General features: G+C 72.0%; 12 protein-coding genes. 11 read left to right on the forward strand and 1 reads right to left on the reverse strand.

The window, feature by feature from the left end; all coding sequences use genetic code 11:
* The first annotated feature begins 2 nt into the window (after positions 1-2).
* The 10 genes from SSP08S_RS00680 to SSP08S_RS00725 all read left to right on the forward strand — a co-directional run bounded on the left by SSP08S_RS00680 (position 3) and on the right by SSP08S_RS00725 (position 14591).
* The gene (locus SSP08S_RS00680) at positions 3-896 is read left to right on the forward strand and encodes a carbohydrate ABC transporter permease (protein WP_019065642.1); all 894 of its coding nucleotides are present in this window, start codon (positions 3-5) and stop codon (positions 894-896) included.
* A 6-nt stretch (positions 897-902) separates the two neighbouring features.
* The gene (locus tag SSP08S_RS00685) at positions 903-2168 is read left to right on the forward strand and encodes a 6-phospho-beta-glucosidase (protein ID WP_019065643.1); all 1266 of its coding nucleotides are present in this window, start codon (positions 903-905) and stop codon (positions 2166-2168) included.
* A complete protein-coding gene (locus tag SSP08S_RS00690) occupies positions 2159-3130 on the forward strand; it encodes an N-acetylglucosamine kinase (protein ID WP_019065644.1) in 972 nt (323 codons plus the stop codon). Before SSP08S_RS00685 ends, SSP08S_RS00690 begins: the two co-directional genes overlap by 10 nt.
* 185 nt (positions 3131-3315) lie before the next feature.
* A complete protein-coding gene (locus SSP08S_RS00695; protein WP_102133266.1) occupies positions 3316-4761 on the forward strand; it encodes a GlnX family signal transduction membrane protein in 1446 nt (481 codons plus the stop codon).
* 14 nt (positions 4762-4775) lie between these two features.
* On the forward strand, positions 4776-5834 hold the full coding sequence (locus SSP08S_RS00700; RefSeq protein WP_051105832.1) for a glutamate ABC transporter substrate-binding protein: 1059 nt from the start codon (positions 4776-4778) through the stop codon (positions 5832-5834).
* Between the two features lie 69 nt (positions 5835-5903).
* Complete coding sequence (locus SSP08S_RS00705) at positions 5904-7235, forward strand: hypothetical protein (RefSeq protein ID WP_026178064.1); 1332 nt, start codon at positions 5904-5906, stop codon at positions 7233-7235.
* A 26-nt stretch (positions 7236-7261) separates the two neighbouring features.
* On the forward strand, positions 7262-9832 hold the full coding sequence (locus SSP08S_RS00710) for a serine/threonine-protein kinase (RefSeq protein ID WP_026178065.1): 2571 nt from the start codon (positions 7262-7264) through the stop codon (positions 9830-9832).
* The gene (locus SSP08S_RS00715) at positions 9833-11176 is read left to right on the forward strand and encodes a PP2C family protein-serine/threonine phosphatase (protein WP_019065650.1); all 1344 of its coding nucleotides are present in this window, start codon (positions 9833-9835) and stop codon (positions 11174-11176) included.
* 105 nt (positions 11177-11281) lie between these two features.
* Positions 11282-12628, forward strand: coding sequence for a vWA domain-containing protein (locus SSP08S_RS00720; RefSeq protein ID WP_019065651.1), 1347 nt, complete (start codon positions 11282-11284; stop codon positions 12626-12628).
* A 61-nt stretch (positions 12629-12689) separates the two neighbouring features.
* Entirely contained in the window at positions 12690-14591 is a 1902-nt protein-coding gene (locus SSP08S_RS00725; protein ID WP_019065652.1) for an FHA domain-containing protein, read from the forward strand.
* A gap of 6 nt (positions 14592-14597) precedes the next feature.
* On the opposite strand, the gene SSP08S_RS00730 is transcribed toward SSP08S_RS00725, so the two are convergent.
* Positions 14598-15563, reverse strand: a complete 966-nt coding sequence (locus SSP08S_RS00730; RefSeq protein WP_019065653.1) for a methyltransferase domain-containing protein — start codon at positions 15561-15563, stop codon at positions 14598-14600.
* A gap of 117 nt (positions 15564-15680) precedes the next feature.
* On the opposite strand from SSP08S_RS00730, the gene SSP08S_RS00735 reads away from it, so the two are divergent.
* Positions 15681-16085 carry a globin gene (locus SSP08S_RS00735; RefSeq protein WP_019065654.1) on the forward strand — a complete coding sequence of 135 codons (405 nt, stop codon included), beginning with the start codon at positions 15681-15683 and terminating at the stop codon, positions 16083-16085.

The following is a 16085-nucleotide window of genomic DNA, read 5'->3' on the forward strand; positions in this document are numbered from 1 at the left end:
CCATGGCCCAAGTACTGGACAAACCGGTGGAGTTGCGGGCGCCGGTGACCCCCGCCGAGCGCACCGCCCGCCGCAAGGCGCTCATGGAGTGGATCGCGGTCCACTCGCTCGGTGTCGCCGCCGCGCTCTTCTTCACGCTCCCGTTCGTGTTCGTGTTCCTGACCTCGCTGATGAGCGACAGCCAGGCCCTGAGCCGGGATCTGATCCCGCACACCTGGGAGTGGGGCAACTACCGCAAGGTCTTCGACACCCCGGGCTTCCTCACCTGGTGGAAGAACACGCTGATCTACGCCGGTCTCGGCACCGTCCTGACCGTCGTGTCGTCGATCCCGGTGGCGTACGCGCTCGCCAAGTTCCGCTTCCGGGGCCGGAATCTGTCGCTGATGCTGGTCATCTCGATGATGATGCTGCCGCCGCAGGTCGTGATCATCCCGATGTACCTGTTCTGGGCCAAGCAGTTGGACCTGTCGGGCACGCTGTGGCCGCTGATCATCCCGATGGCGTTCGGGGACGCGTTCTCGATCTTCCTTCTCCGCCAGTTCCTGATGACCATCCCGAACGAGTACCTGGACGCGGCGAAGGTCGACGGCTGCGGTGAGTTCAAGACGCTCGTGCGGGTCGTGCTGCCGATGGCCAAGCCGGGTATCGCGGCCGTCGCGCTCTTCCAGTTCTTCTACGCCTGGAACGACTACTTCGGACCGCAGATCTACGCGTCCGAGAACCCCGGTGCCTGGACGCTGAGTTACGGCCTGGAGTCGTTCAAGGGCGCGCACCACACCGACTGGAATCTCACCATGGCCGCGACCGTGCTGGTCATGGCCCCCGTGATCCTCGTGTTCTTCTTCGCGCAGAAGGCGTTCGTCGAGGGTGTCACGCTCACCGGAGTGAAGGGTTAACCACGTATGAAACTCACCGTGGTCGGCGGAGGCTCGACCTACACACCCGAACTCATCGACGGTTTCGCCCGGTTGAGGGACACCCTGCCCGTCGAGGAACTGGTCCTCGTCGACCCGGCGCCCGAACGCCTGGAGCTGGTGGGCGGGTTGGCCCGCCGGATCTTCGCCAAGCAGGGGCATCCGGGGAAGATCGTGACGACGTCCGACCTGGACGCCGGTGTCGAGGGCGCCGACGCGGTGCTGCTCCAGCTCCGCGTCGGCGGCCAGGCGGCCCGCGAGCAGGACGAGACCTGGCCGCTGGAGTGCGGCTGCGTCGGCCAGGAGACGACCGGCGCGGGCGGCCTCGCCAAGGCGCTGCGGACCGTACCGGTGGTGCTCGACATCGCGGAACGGGTCCGCCGTACGAACCCGGACGCCTGGATCATCGACTTCACCAACCCGGTGGGGATCGTGACCCGCGCCCTGCTCCAGGCCGGCCACAAGGCGGTCGGGCTGTGCAACGTGGCGATCGGCTTCCAGCGGAAGTTCGCCGGACTCCTCGGCGTCTCCCCCAGTGATGTGCACCTCGACCATGTGGGCCTCAACCACCTCACCTGGGAGACCGGTGTGCGGCTCGGCGGTCCCGAGGGCGAGAACGTCCTGCCCAAGCTGCTCGGCGAGTTCGGCGACGACATCGCCGCCGACCTGAGCCTGCCCCGGGTGCTGCTCGACCGGCTCGGCGTCGTCCCGTCGTACTACCTGCGGTACTTCTACGCGCACGACGAGGTCGTGCGGGAACTCCGTACGAAGCCGTCGCGGGCCTCCCAAGTGGCCGAGATGGAACGTGAGTTGCTGAAGATGTACGCCGATCCCGCGCTCGACGAGAAGCCCGCGCTGCTCGCCAAGCGCGGCGGGGCCTACTACTCGGAGGCCGCCGTGGATCTGGCCGCCGCGCTGCTCGGCGGGGGCGGGAGTCCCTACCAGGTGGTGAACACGTACAACAAGGGCACGCTGCCGTTCCTGCCGGACGACGCCGTCATCGAGGTGCAGGCGGCCGTCGGCGCGAAGGGCCCGACGCCGCTCGAGGTGGCCGAGGTCGACCCGCTGTACGCGGGGTTGACGGCGAACGTGACCGCGTACGAGGACCTCGCCCTGGAGGCCGCGCTGCGCGGTGGCCGGGACCGGGTGTTCCGGGCGCTGCTCTCGCATCCCCTGATCGGCCAGTACGAGTACGCCGAAGCCCTGACCGACCAGCTGATCGCGCACAACCGGGAGCACCTCGCGTGGGCCTGACCGCAAGTGTCCTCGCCGTCGACGCGGGCAACAGCAAGACCGACGTCGCGGTCGTGGCGGCCGACGGAGAGATCCTCGCCACGGCCCGCGGCGGCGGGTTCCGGCCTCCGGTCGTGGGCATCGGGACGGCCGTGGACAACGTCGCCGAGGCCGTCACCCGCGCCTTCGCGGACGCGGGGGTGAGCGCGGTCCAGCACGTGTCGGCCTGTCTCGCCAACGCCGACTTCCCCGTGGAGGAGGAGCAGTTGGCCGCCGCGCTGCACGCGCGCGGGTGGGGCGCGAGCGTGGAGGTGCGCAACGACACGTTCGCGGTGCTGCGGGCGGGCATCCCCGAGCCGCGCGGGGTCGCCGTCGTGTGCGGGGCGGGCATCAACTGCGTCGGCATGCGGCCCGACGGCCGTACCGCCCGCTTCCCGGCGATCGGCCGTATCTCCGGTGACTGGGGCGGCGGTTGGGGCCTGGCGGAGGAGGCCCTGTGGCACGCGGCCCGCGCCGAGGACGGCCGCGGCGGTCCTACGGCCCTGGCGCGCACCCTCCCGGCGTACTTCGGCCTGGACTCCATGTACGGCCTGATCCAGGCGCTGCATCTCGAACAGGTCACGCACGAGCGGCGGCACGAGTTGACACCGGTGCTGTTCGCGACGGCGGCGGACGGCGACCCGGTGGCCCGTTCGATCGTGGACCGGATGGCGGAGGAGGTGGTGGCGATGGCGACGGTCGCGCTGACCCGCCTGGATCTGCTCGACGAGGAGGCGCCGGTGCTGCTCGGCGGGAGCGTCCTCGCCGCCCGGCATCCCCAACTGGACGACCGTATAAGGGAGTTGCTTGCGGTTCGGGCACCCAAGGCGGTGGCGACGGTGGTCACCGCGCGGCCGGTCCTCGGGTCGGTGCTGCTGGGGCTGGACCACGTGGGTGTTCCGGCCGAGGCGCATGTGCGGGCGCGGGGGTTCTACGAGCACTGACACCCGGGAACCGAACAGATTCCCACGGCGTATTCATGGACAAGGGGGCGGTGGGGGGCGTTGTGTGGTGCCGGAAATCCGGTCATCACGCTGCGATCCGATCAAGATCCAGTGAAGGCCCGTGCGGAATGTCAGTCCTGGCGGCGATACTTGCGGCGACGGGATGACCCTGGGGGAGGTCAGCGGTGACACAACCGCCGAAGAGCAGTACGGCGCCACCGGGCTCCGGTGTGCCCACGATGCCCGCGCTGCCGCCGCAGTCGGGCCGGTCGGGGGCGCCCGCGCCCCGGCGTGCGCCGGACACGGCACCCGCGCGCCGTACGGCCCTCGCCGAGGGCGTCGACCAGTTGCGCGCGGCCGCCACCACCGAGCCGGGGCGGCTGCGGGCCATCGGCGCGCTGCTGGCCCTGCTGGTGGTCGCGTTCGGTGCGGTCACCGCCTGGCAGACCGACAGCCGGGCCTCGGCGGCCGACGACGTGCTGCACCACAGCCAGCCGCTCAGTTCGGACGCGGCGGACATCTACCGCTCGCTCGCGGACGCCAACACGATGGCGGCCACCGGTTATCTGGCGGGTCTGCAGGAGACGCAGGACACCCGCAAGCAGTACGAGGACGACATCAAGACGGCCGCCGCGAAGCTCGTCACGGCCGCCGCCAACACCGACCCGGGCACGTCGTCCGCGGCCATCATCACGGATCTCAACGAACTCCTGCCGCAGTACAAGGGTTTGGTCGAGTCGGCCCGCGCCAACAACCGGCAGGGTTTCCCGGTGGGCGGCGCCTATCTGCGCGCCGCGAACGACACCATGCAGAACCAGATGCTCCCGAAGGCCCAGGACCTCTACAAGAACGAGAACGCGCGGCTGAGCACCGACTACGGGAACGCGAAGCCGTACCCGTGGTTCGCGATCGCCCTCGGGCTCGTCGCGCTCGGCGGTCTCGCCTGGGCCCAGCGGCGCAACTACCAGCGCACCAACCGGGTGCTGAACCACGGCCTGGTCGCCGCCTCGGCCACCACCGCGGTCGTCCTGCTGTGGGTGGTCGTCGGCCACACCGTCGCCCGCGCGGGCCTCGACGACTCCTACGACCACGGGGTCAAGTCGCTCAACGTGCTGCACGACGCCCGCATCGCCTCCCTGAAGGCCCGCAGCGACGAGAACCTGACACTGGTCAGCCGTGGCGCGGAGACCCACGAACTCGCGGACGGCACGGTCATGGACGCCTACGACTGGGGCTACGACCAGCAGATCGCCGCGCTGGGCAAGGGCCTGAAACTGGCCGACTCGCTCGCCGACGACTCCGCGGGCCGCAAGCCCGTCGCGGTCGCCAACAGCTCCATGACGGTGTGGATCTCCCGCCACAAGCAGGTCAGCGAGCACAACAACGCGGGCGACTACCAGGCGGCCCGCGACGGTGTCATCGGCAAGGACGGTGCGACGGCCGAGTGCTTCCAGGCCGTGGACGCCTCGCTGGACACGGCGCTGAAGCACGAGACCAAGGAGTTCCAGCGGTCCGCGGGTGACGGTCTGGACGCCATGACCGGTCTCACCGTCGGCGCCGCGGTGCTCGCCGTGCTCGGTGCGGCCGGCGCCGTGCTGGGCATCGGGCGCAGGCTGTCGGAGTACCGGTGAAAGGGGGCGTGACCATGCGAGCACGCGATGACTTTCTTCGCCGCCTGAGGGCTGTACGACGCCTGCGGATCAGCCTGAAGGGCTGGGGCGGGGTGGGTGCGATGGCGGCCGTCTGCGTCCTCGCGGTCGCCTTCGTCCTGCTGCTGCCGCTCACCCAGTCGCGCGGCGAGGCCGGCGCGGACCTCGGCGGGCAGCGCACCACCCAGGGCGTCCAGGCCAGGGCCCCCAAGTGCGACGAGAGCACCGTCCAGAACCAGAGCCCGGCCCCGTCGGACGCCGGGGGCACCACGATCGACGCCATCAAGGCCCGCGGCGTCCTGAAGGTGGGCGTCGACCAGAACAGCTACCGCTGGGGCTACCGCGACCCGAACAGCGCCAAGGGCGACCTGGCGGGCTTCGACATCGACCTCGTCACGGCCATCGCCAAGAACATCTTCGGCAGCGCGTACACCGACAAGAGCATCCAGTTCCTGGCCATCCCGACCAACGAGCGCATCCCGGCGATCCAGAAGAACCGCGTCGACATGGTCGTCCGCACCATGACGATCACCTGCAAGCGCGCCGGGCAAGTCGCCTTCTCCGCCCCGTACTTCGTCACCGGCCAGCAGGTCCTCGCCCCGAAGGTGTCGTCGATCACGGGCTACAACGACACCCTCGCGAACAAGCGGGTCTGCTCGGCGAAGACCTCCACGGCGAACGACAGTCTGAACGCGGACAAGGGCAAAAAGATCCCCGCCAGCGTCACGATCATGGACCCCGTGCCCAACCAGCTGGACTGTCTGGTGAAGCTCCAACTCGGCGAGGCCGACGCGGTGGTGACCGACGGCGCGCTCGCCGCCAGCCAGGCCGCGCAGGACCCGACGGTGGAGCTGAAGGGCAGCCCCTTCACCACCGAGTACTACGGCGTGGCGATGAACCTGAAGGCCACCGATCTGGTACGCCGGGTCAACCGAATACTGGAGACCTACCGCACCAGCCCCGACGGCTGGCGGGCGTCGTACACGAAATGGCTGCTGCCCACCCTGCGCGCGGACTCGAAGTCGGCCAACCCGCCCGTACCGCAGTACAAGTGACGGACCGTCGACCACCGAACGGCACAGACACGGACCACCGGCAGAACACAACGCAGCGAGAGGTGATCGATGGGCGTCACGGGACCCCCCGGGCCGGTAATGGACCGGGACGAGGTGGACCGTGCGCTGGCGCGGCTCGGCGCGGAGCACGAGGCCATCGAGACCTCGCTCCTCGCCCTGCAGGACCACGCGGGCCGCAGACTCCTCGAAGGCGCCGAGCTCACCGGCACCACCAAGGAGCGCTGGGCGACCACCGAGTCGTCGATCACGCTGCTGTGGGCGTACTTCGACGCGTACACGGACGCGTTCCACGCCGCCCAGAGCATCCGTTCCCGGCGCCGCTGGTCCAGCCGTGAGGACCTGGTCGAGCTGACCGAGCTGCTGCGCGGCGAGTCCGTCACGGTCGCCGGATCCACCACGGCGACGGCCAACGCCCCGACGCTGACGGGCGGTTCGAGCAAGCTGAGCCACCAGTTCTCGCTGAGCGCGCTGGTGGACGAGATGAACGAGCTGTACGCGACCTCTCTCGACATGGTTGTCACGTCCGACGCGGTGTGGTCCGCGCTGCCCGCCCGGATCGATTTACTGGCCGCGGAGCTGCAGCGCACCCGGCAGCTGGCCCACTCGGTCGGCGTCCGCCCGGGAGAGCACCCGGCGGGCGACGACCTGGAGCGCATCACCACCACCCTGACCGAGCTGCGCGAGCGGGTCATCTCCGACCCGCTGGCCTTCTGGGTGCGCGCGCAGGGCAGTTCGGCCCCCGGCGGCGGCCGGCCCGACACCACGGTCTACGACCGGGAGGCGCGCGCGCTGGAGGAGGTGCGCCGGGAGATCGACGCGGTGCTGACCGTCCGGCAGGACGCGGAGGCCCGCCTGGTGAAGCTGCGGGACGTGCTCTCGCGCGCGGACCGCACGCTCGCCGAGGCGCGGACCGCGCGCGGTGAGGTCCTCGCGAAGATCGCCGCGACGGAGGTGCCGGTCGTCAGCGGACCGCCGACCGTGCTCCAGGAGCAGCTGTCGACGGCCGCGGAGTACCGCAGACACGCCCAGTGGCACCGCCTTTCGCCGCTCCTGGAGTCCCTGGAGCAGAAGGCGGAGGACGAACTGCTGCGCGCCCGCGAGTCGTTGACGGCGGTCACCCAGCCGCTGGCGGTCCGCGCGGAGCTGCGCGGCCGCCTCGACGCGTACAAGGCGAAGGTCGCCCGGCACGGCCTCGCGGAGGACCCGTTCCTCATCGAGCGGTACGACGCGGCGCGCCGCATGCTGTGGAGCGCGCCCTGCGACCTGCGCGTCGCGGAACAGGCGGTGCTGCGCTACCAGCACGCCGCCGCCGAGCAGTTGAGCGCTTCCCGGACCCGGCCGCAGGGCGGTCCCGAGGACTCGAGGGGGCCGGGCGCGTGAGTGACGAGGGAGAAGCGGGGTCGGTCATGAGTGAGGCACAGCGGAAGTGTCAGCGGCCCGGCTGCGAGGGGTCGTACGAGGACGTGGGCGGCGGCGAGCTGTACTGCGACACCTGCGGTCTGGCGCCGGTGGTGTCGGCCGACGGGGCGCTCGGTTCACCGCCCACCGGGATGACCGGCGGCGGCAAGGGCTCGCGGGGTTCGGGCAGCAGTTCCCGTTCCAGCAGCCGCAGTTCGCGTACGTCGTCGCAGTCGTCGAAGTCGCGGCGCTCGGTGTCGGGCCGGCTCTCGCGCTCGGTGTCGGGGCAGTCGTCGGGCCGTTCGGTGTCGGTGCGCAGCTCCGGTTCGTCGTCGGCGTCCTCGTCCCGCGGCCGGCTCGGGGTCGGCCTGGTGCAGGTGCCGGACGTGCCGCGGCCCGACCCGCGCGCGATGGTGCTGGAGAACCCGGAGGTGCCCGAGCGCAAGCGGTTCTGCTCGCGCTCCGACTGCGGTGCGCCGGTGGGGCGGGCGCGCGGCGACAGCCCGGGGCGCACGGAGGGGTTCTGCACCAAGTGCGGCAACCCGTACTCGTTCACGCCCAAGCTGACCGGCGGGGACGTCGTGCACGGCCAGTACGAGGTCGTGGGCTGTCTGGCGCACGGCGGCCTGGGCTGGGTCTATCTCGCGGTGGACCGCGCGGTCTCCGACCGCTGGGTGGTGCTCAAGGGTCTCCTCGACACCGGCGACGAGGACGCGATGGCCGCCGCGATCTCCGAGCGGCGCTTCCTCGCCGAGATCGAGCACTCGAACATCGTGCGGATCTACAACTTCGTGGAGCACCTGGACCAGCGGACGGGTTCGCTGGACGGGTACATCGTCATGGAGTACGTCGGCGGCAAGTCCCTGAAGGAGATCGCCAACGACCGCCGTACGGAGACCGGGAAGCGCGATCCGCTGCCGGTGGAGCAGGCCTGCGCGTACGGCATCGAGGCCCTCGAGGCGCTCGGCCATCTGCACAGCCGCAATCTGCTGTACTGCGACTTCAAGGTCGACAACGCGATCCAGACCGAGGACCAGCTCAAGCTGATCGACATGGGCGCGGTGCGCAGAATGGACGACGAGGAGTCGGCCATCTACGGCACGGTCGGCTACCAGGCGCCGGAGGTCGCGGAGGTCGGCCCTTCGGTGGCGTCCGACATCTACACCGTCGGCCGCACCCTCGCCGTCCTGACCTTCGACTTCCAGGGCTACACGAACGTCTTCGTGGACTCGCTGCCCGACCCGGACAACATCGAGGTGTTCCGCCGCTACGAGTCGTTCTACCGGCTCCTGGTGCGCGCCACCGACCCGGACCCGGCCCGCCGGTTCGCCTCCGCGCAGGAGATGGCCGAGCAGCTGACGGGGGTGCTGCGGGAGGTCGTCTCGCTGCAGACCGGCCGCGCCCGTCCGTCCCTGTCCACCCTGTTCGGTCCCGAACTGAAGGTCACGGACACGGAGTTGTTCCCGAAGCTGGACGGGGACGTGTCGCTGCTGGGGGCGCGGGTGGTGCGGCCCCGGAAGAAGGCGGGCACCCGCGTCGACGCCGCGCTGCCCGCCGCCGCACCGCATCCCGCCGTCACCGCCGCGGCCAACGGGGCGGCCAATGGGTCGGCCAACGGCTCGGCGGGTGCCACCCCGGACCTCGTCAAGCAGGTCGACTCCCCCGCCGTGGCGCTCGCCCTGCCCGTGCCGCACGTCGACCCGACCGACCCCAACGCGGGCTTCCTGGCCGGGCTGATGACGACCGCGGCGACCGAACTGCTCGGCGCCCTCGCGTCCGCGCCCTCGCCGTCCGTGGAGACCCGGCTGCGGCAGATCCGGGCCTGGCTGGAGAACGGCGACTCGTACACCGCGCTGGAGGCCCTGGCCAAGCTGGAGGACGAGCGGCCCGACGACTGGCGGGTGGTCTGGTACCGGGGCGTGGCCGCGCTGGCGACCCGCGACTTCGAGGCCGCCGCGCTCTCCTTCGACGCGATCTACGACGCCTTCCCGGGCGAGCCCGCGCCGAAGCTCGCGCTCGGCCTCTGCGCCGAGGTGCTGGGCCAGCTGGACAACGCGGCCGAGTACTACCACCTGGTGTGGTCGACCGACCCGAGCTATGTGAGCGCGGCCTTCGGCCTGGCCCGCGTCCAGCTCGCGACCGGCGACCGCGCCGGTTCCGTACGGACGCTGGAGTCGGTGTCGGAGGCCTCGATCCACTACACGGCCGCGCGCGTGGCCGCCGTACGGGCGCGGCTTCGGCGGCGGACCGCGACGGCGGGCGACACGCCGTTCCTGGACGATCTGACCGCGTCCGCCGGACAGGTGGAGGCGCTGGAGGGATACGGTCTGGACGCGGTGCGGCGCGAGCAGTTGTCGGCCGAGGTCCTCGGCTGCGCCCTCGACTGGATACTCTCCGGAGGCCAGGGTTCCGTCCCGCCGACGCGGCCGGAACTGCTCGGCAACGAGCTGGACGAGCGGGGACTCCGCTTCGGCCTGGAGCGTTCGTACCGCACGCTGGCCCGGCTGGCGCGGGGCGGCGAGGAGAGGATCGACCTGGTGGAACGTGCCAACCGTTACCGCCCCCGGACGTGGGTGTAGTTGATGTCCCAGATGCCCCAGCTGTCCGCCTGCCCGAGCTGCGAGGAGCCGCTCGAATCGGGTGACCGCTTCTGCGGTGCGTGCGGGTACGACCTCTCGGCCGTGCCCGCGCCGCCGGACGACCACCCGACGCTGACCATGAACGGCGCGGGTTCGCTCCCGCCCGAGGAGGCCACGGACGTGAACTGGCCCGTGGTCCCCCAGCCGGAGGGCGCCGAGACCGCGCCGACGGTCCATCTGCCCACCGACCTGCCCGGCACCGACTCGGGCGGCACTCCGCTGCCCTCCAACTCCCCGCTGCCGCCCACCGGTTCACCGGTCTCCCCGGCCACCGGCGTACGGTTCGACCGGCCGCCGGAGCCCGACGAGTACCCGCTCCAGGCGCCGGACCCGCGGGTCGCCGCCGAGCTGCCGACCCCGGCCGAGGGCACCAAGGTGTGCGTGGCCTGCCGGTCCGGACGGGTCGATCCCGACGGCTACTGCGAGAACTGCGGGCACGCCCAGCCCCGCGAACGCGACCACATGGAACAGGAGTCGGGCCCGCTCGCGGCGGTCAGCGACCGCGGGCTGCGCCACCACCGCAACGAGGACGCCTTCGCCGTAGGACAGTGCGCGCTGCCCGACGGGGCGCCCGCGCTCGTGGCCGTCGTGTGCGACGGGGTGTCCTCGGCGACGCGGCCCGACGCGGCCTCGCTGGCCGCTTCGCGGAAGGCCGGCGAGTCGCTGCTGGCCGCGCTGCCGCAGGGCACGCATCCGCAGCAGGCGATGCACGAGGCGATCATCGCGGCCTCGCACGCGGTCAACTCCCTCGCGGAGGAGCCCGCGACGGCCCGCGAGCACGCCCCGCACCAGAACGCGCCTGCCTGCACCCTGGTCGCCTCCGTCGTCACCCCGGCGCTGCTCGTGGTCGGCTGGGTCGGCGACAGCCGCGCCTACTGGATCCCGGTGGACCGCAGTTCACCGCCGGCCCGGCTCACCGAGGACGACTCGTGGGCGGCGCAGATGGTCGCCGCGGGTCTGATGAGCGAGGCGGAGGCCTACGCCGACGAGCGCGCCCACGCGATCACGGGCTGGCTCGGCGCGGACGCGTACGAACTGGAGCCGCACACGGCTTCCTTCAAACCGGACCGGCCGGGTGTAGTGGTGGTGTGCACGGACGGCCTGTGGAACTACGCGGAGTCGGCCGAGGAGATGGCCGAGGTCGTGCCCCCCGATGCCATGGTCCGCCCGCTGCACAGCGCCCAGGTCCTGGTCGGTCACGCGCTGGACGGCGGGGGCCACGACAACGTAACAGTGGCCGTCGTGCCGTTCCCGGCCCCGCCGCAAGGGGCAGTAATCGGCTGAGGCCGCGGAACCGCAAGAAGGATGCGGTCTCGGACCGGAGGGGACCGGTCCGCTCATAGTCATCGCCCCATTCAGGTGGGGTAGTTGAGGGGGATCAGAGTAGGTATGGCCAATTTCTCGAAGTCGAACGTGCCGCAGTTCTCGGTGGACGTGTACCAGAACGAGTACCTGCCCGAGGGCGGCCGGGAGGTCAACGCGATCGTCACCGTGACCTCGACCGGCGGCGGCACCGTGGGGAGCGCGGTCGCGGCACCCCATCTGTACTCGCCGGGGCAGGGCCCGGACGCGGCCGTGGCGATCATGGTCGACTGTTCGGGGTCGATGGACTACCCGCCGACCAAGATGCGCAACGCCCGGGACGCCACCGCCGCCGCCATCGACACCCTGCGCGACGGGGTGCACTTCGCGGTGATCGGCGGCACGCACATCGCCAAGGAGGTGTATCCGGGCGGCGGCGCGCTCGCGGTCGCCGACTCCCGGACCCGCGACCAGGCCAAGCAGGCGCTGCGCAAGCTGAGCGCGGGCGGCGGCACCGCGATCGGCACCTGGCTGCGCCTCGCCGACCGGCTGCTGTCCTCGGCGGACGTCTCCATACGCCACGGCATCGTGCTCACCGACGGCCGCAACGAGCACGAGGCGCCGGAGGATCTGAAGGCCGCCCTCGACTCCTGCGCCGGACGCTTCACCTGTGACGCCCGCGGTGTCGGCACCGACTGGGAAGTGAAAGAAGTCACAGGGATCGCCTCCGCGCTGCTCGGCACGGCCGACATCGTCGCCGACCCGGCGAACCTCGCCGCCGACTTCACGAAGATGATGGAGACGGCGATGGGCAAGGAGGTCGCGGACGTCGCGCTGCGGCTGTGGACGCCGGTGGGCACGGCCATCAAGTTCGTCAAGCAGGTCGCGCCCCGGGTCGAGGAGTTGACCGACCGCCGCACCGAGGCGGGCCCGCGCGCCGGGGACTACCCCACCGGGTCCTGGGGAGACGAGTCCCGTGACTACCACGTCTGCGTCGAGGTCCCGACCGCCAACGTCGGCCAGGAGATGCTCGCCGCCCGGGTCTCGCTGGTCGTTCCGCAGCCCGACGGCAGCACCCAAAACCTGGGCGCCCAGGGACTGGTGAAGGCCGTATGGACCGACGACATGGTGGCCTCCACCTCCATCAACCCCCAGGTCGCGCACTACACCGGCCAGGCCGAACTGGCAGAAGTCATCCAACAAGGTCTCGATCTCCGCAAATCGGGTGATGTCGATGGAGCAACGGCCAAACTGGGACGGGCCGTTCAGCTCGCCAGCGTCTCCGGAAACGCGGATACTGCGAAACTGCTTGCGAAGGTGGTGGACGTGGTCGATGCCGCGGCGGGTACTGTGCGACTGAAGGCGAAGGTCGCGGAGGCCGACGAGATGACTCTCGAGACCCGGTCCACAAAGACTGTTCGTGTAAAGAAGTGACCTAGCCCGTACGACCTGGTTCGACCAAGCCTGACCCTGTGAGAAAGGGGGACGCGCCGACATGCCGACCTGCCCGAACGGACACCAGTCGGGTTCCGACGACTGGTGCGAGGTCTGCGGTCACCGCATGGCCGGTGCCGTACCCCCGCCCCCTCCACCGCCCCCCGGCGGCGGCTACGGCTTCCCGCCGCCCGCACGCCCGAGCGCGGAGGCGGAACTCTGCCCGCAGTGCCGCACGCCCCGTGAGGGCGGCGCGCCCTTCTGCGAGGAGTGCCGGTGGAACTTCCTCACCAACACGGCGACCTCCTACACCCCGGCGGCCCCGCGCCCGTCGAACCCCGGCCCGAGCCCGGCGGCCCGCTTCCAGCAGCCGCCGCCCGGTCCGACGTACGGCGGTGACTCCTTCGACTACCAGGGCTCGCGCCCCTCGCAGATGAACCGCCCGGCGGAGCCGATACCCCCGTTCGGCAGCGAGCCGACCAACCGGTCGGCGAGGCCGGGGGGTGCGGGTGGGCCCGGCGGCGCTGGTGGACCCGGCGGCCCTGGAGGACCTGGGGGACCGAACGGTCCCGGTGGCTTCGGTGGGGAGCAGCAGCAGGGTGGGCCCGGCGGCTCGCAGGGCTTCGGCGGCGAGCGGCAGGGCGGTCCCGGTGGGCCCGGTGCGCCTGGTGGTCCCGGCGGCCAGGGTTCGCAGGGCTTCGGCAATGAGCGGCAGGGTGGGCCCGGCGGCCCCGGCGGCTCCCAAGGTTTCGGTGGCGAGCGGCAGGGTGGCCCCGGCGGTCCGTCGGGCTTCGGCGGGGAACGCCAAGGCGGCCCGGGCGGCTCTTCAGGTTTCGGCGGGGAACGTCAGGGCGGTGGCCCCGGCGGCTCCTCCGGCTTCGGCGGTGAGCGCCAGGGCGGCGGTCCCGCGCCCTTCGGTGGCAACGACCCGTCCGGTCCGCCCCGGCCGTTCGGCAACGAGCCCTCCGGCCCGCCTCCGCCGCCGCCCTTCGGCAACGAGGCGTCCGGTCGGCGGCCGTTCGGCAATGAGCAACCCCCGGGCCCCGGCGGCCAGTTCGGCAACGAGCGCCCCGGCCAGGGCGACTTCGGCGGTGGCCGTCCCGGCGCCTTCGGCGGCGAGCGGCAGGGCGGTGGTCCCGGCGGCCCCGGCGGCGCGCAGGGCTTCGGCGGCGACCCGTCCGGTCCCCCGCGGCCGTTCGGCAACGAGCCCTCGAACCCGCAGGGTCCCCCCAACTTCGGCCCCGACCCCTCGCGGCCGGTCCCGCCGCCGCCCGGACCCACGCCCCCCGCGGGCCCGGGTCAGACGAGCGGCGCCCCGCAGGCGTTCCAGCAGTCCGCCCCGCCGGCCCCGCCCGGGTTCCCGCAGGAGACGAGCCGTCCGCCGCAGGGCGGCCCGTCCTTCGGCGGCGGTGACGACGACTGGGTGATCTCCCCGCCGACCCCCGGCTCCCCGGGCGGTCCCGGCGGTCCCGGACAGGGCGGTGGCGGCTACGGCTACCCGCAGCCCGGTTCCACCCAGGCCCCGCCCCCGCCCCGGCCGGCGTACCAGCAGCAGCCGACGACGTGGCTGGCGACGATCGGCCCGGACCGCGAGTACTTCATGGCGATGATGCAGCGCTCGGGCCCGGAGGCCGCGGGTCTCAACCTGCCCGCGTACTCCCCCGAGCAGCAGCGCCAGCTCACCGGCAACCAGATCACCATCGGCCGCCGCCGGCACTCCACCGGCGAGTCCCCCGACATCGACCTGTCGGTGCCGCCGGAGGACCCGGGCGTCTCGCACCAGCACGCGGTACTGGTCCAGCAGCCCGACGGCAGCTGGGCGGTCGTCGACCAGAACTCGACGAACGGTACGACGGTCAACGGCGGCGAGGAGCCCATCCAGCCCTTCGTCCCGGTGCCGTTGCAGGACGGGGACCGGGTGCACGTCGGCGCGTGGACGACGATCACGGTCCGCAGGGGCTGAGACCGGTCAGCGGAGGGGCCAGCTGTACGGCCCCTCCGGATCGTCCAGCCACGCCCGCACCCGGCCGCCCTCGACCGTGACGCCGTAGCGCTCGCGCCCCGGTCTCCCTTCGCGCTCCCACAACTCGCGGGCCTCCTGCGGGTCGAGGGTGCCGTGGGTGAGGGTGAGCAGGAAGCGGAAGAGCTCGTGGTCGCCGGACCGGTGCGGGATCTCGTCCGCCGGGTCGGGACCGGTGCCGCGCAGGGGCACGAAGTACGCGGCCGTGTCGAGGAAGGTGCCTTCGGCGTGCTCGGCGTCCCGCACGGTGAGCGCGATCAGCCCGGTGGCGAGCGGGGCCAGGATCCGGGCGCCGGGACCGCACTGGGCGAGCCAGGCGGGCGGCACCGACGGCAGGGCGCAGGTCGCGATGATCCGGTCGTAGGGAGCGTGTTCCGGGACTCCCCGGGCGCCATCGCCGGTGACGACGGTCGGGCGGTACCCGGCGGCGGCGAGATGGGCGCGCGCCGACTCGGTGATCTCCGGTTCCAGGTCGACGGTGGTCACCAGGCCGTCGCCGAGCCGGTGGGCGAGCAGCGCCGCGTTGTAGCCGGTGCCCGCGCCGATCTCCAGCACCCGGCTGCCGTCCGTCACCCCCAGCTCGACGAGCATCCTGGCCATCAGCGAGGGCTGGCTGCTGGACGACACCAGTTCCCCGTCGCGCAGCCGGGTGGCCAGCGGGGCGTCGGCGTACACCCCGCGCAGCCAGCGCTCCCGGACGCGCGGGTCGGGGCTGCCGCCCCACAGCCGCTCGTAGCCGCCGGCGGCGCCGACGTAGTAGTACGGCACGAAGAGATGCCGCGGCACCGCCTCGAACACCGCCCGCCACCCCGGGTCCGCGTCCCACGCCCCGCTCAGCCCGATCCGCCGCACCAGCTCCGCCCGCGCGGGGCCGGCCACGGCGTCCAGTTCCCTGCCGAGAGCGTGCGTGCCCATACGTCCACTGTCCTGCGGTACGGCCGGGGAGGCGAGCGGTCCCCCGGACCGAGCGGTCCCCTCGGTCAAGGTCCTAAGTCCGAAGTCCTCCGCCACGGCGTCTGAGACCATGGGAGCGTGAAAGAGATTCGGCGCGGCACGCTTCAGGAGCAGACCTTCTACGAGCAGGTCGGCGGGGAGGAGACCTTCCGTCGGCTCGTTCACCGTTTCTACGAGGGTGTCGCCGGCGACCCGCTGCTGAAGCCCATGTATCCGGAGGAGGACCTGGGCCCGGCCGAGGAGCGCCTGACTCTCTTCCTGATCCAGTACTGGGGCGGCCCCACGACGTACAGCGACAACCGCGGCCACCCGCGCCTGCGCATGCGCCACGCCCCGTTCCAGGTCGACCGGGCCGCGCACGACGCCTGGCTGCAGCACATGCGGGTCGCCGTCGACGAACTCGGCCTGTCCGAGGAACACGAGCACACGCTGTGGAACTACCTGACGTACGCGGCCGCTTCGATGGTGAACACGGAGGGCTGA

Source organism: Streptomyces hokutonensis (assembly GCF_000376565.1).
GTDB lineage: Bacteria > Actinomycetota > Actinomycetes > Streptomycetales > Streptomycetaceae > Streptomyces > Streptomyces hokutonensis.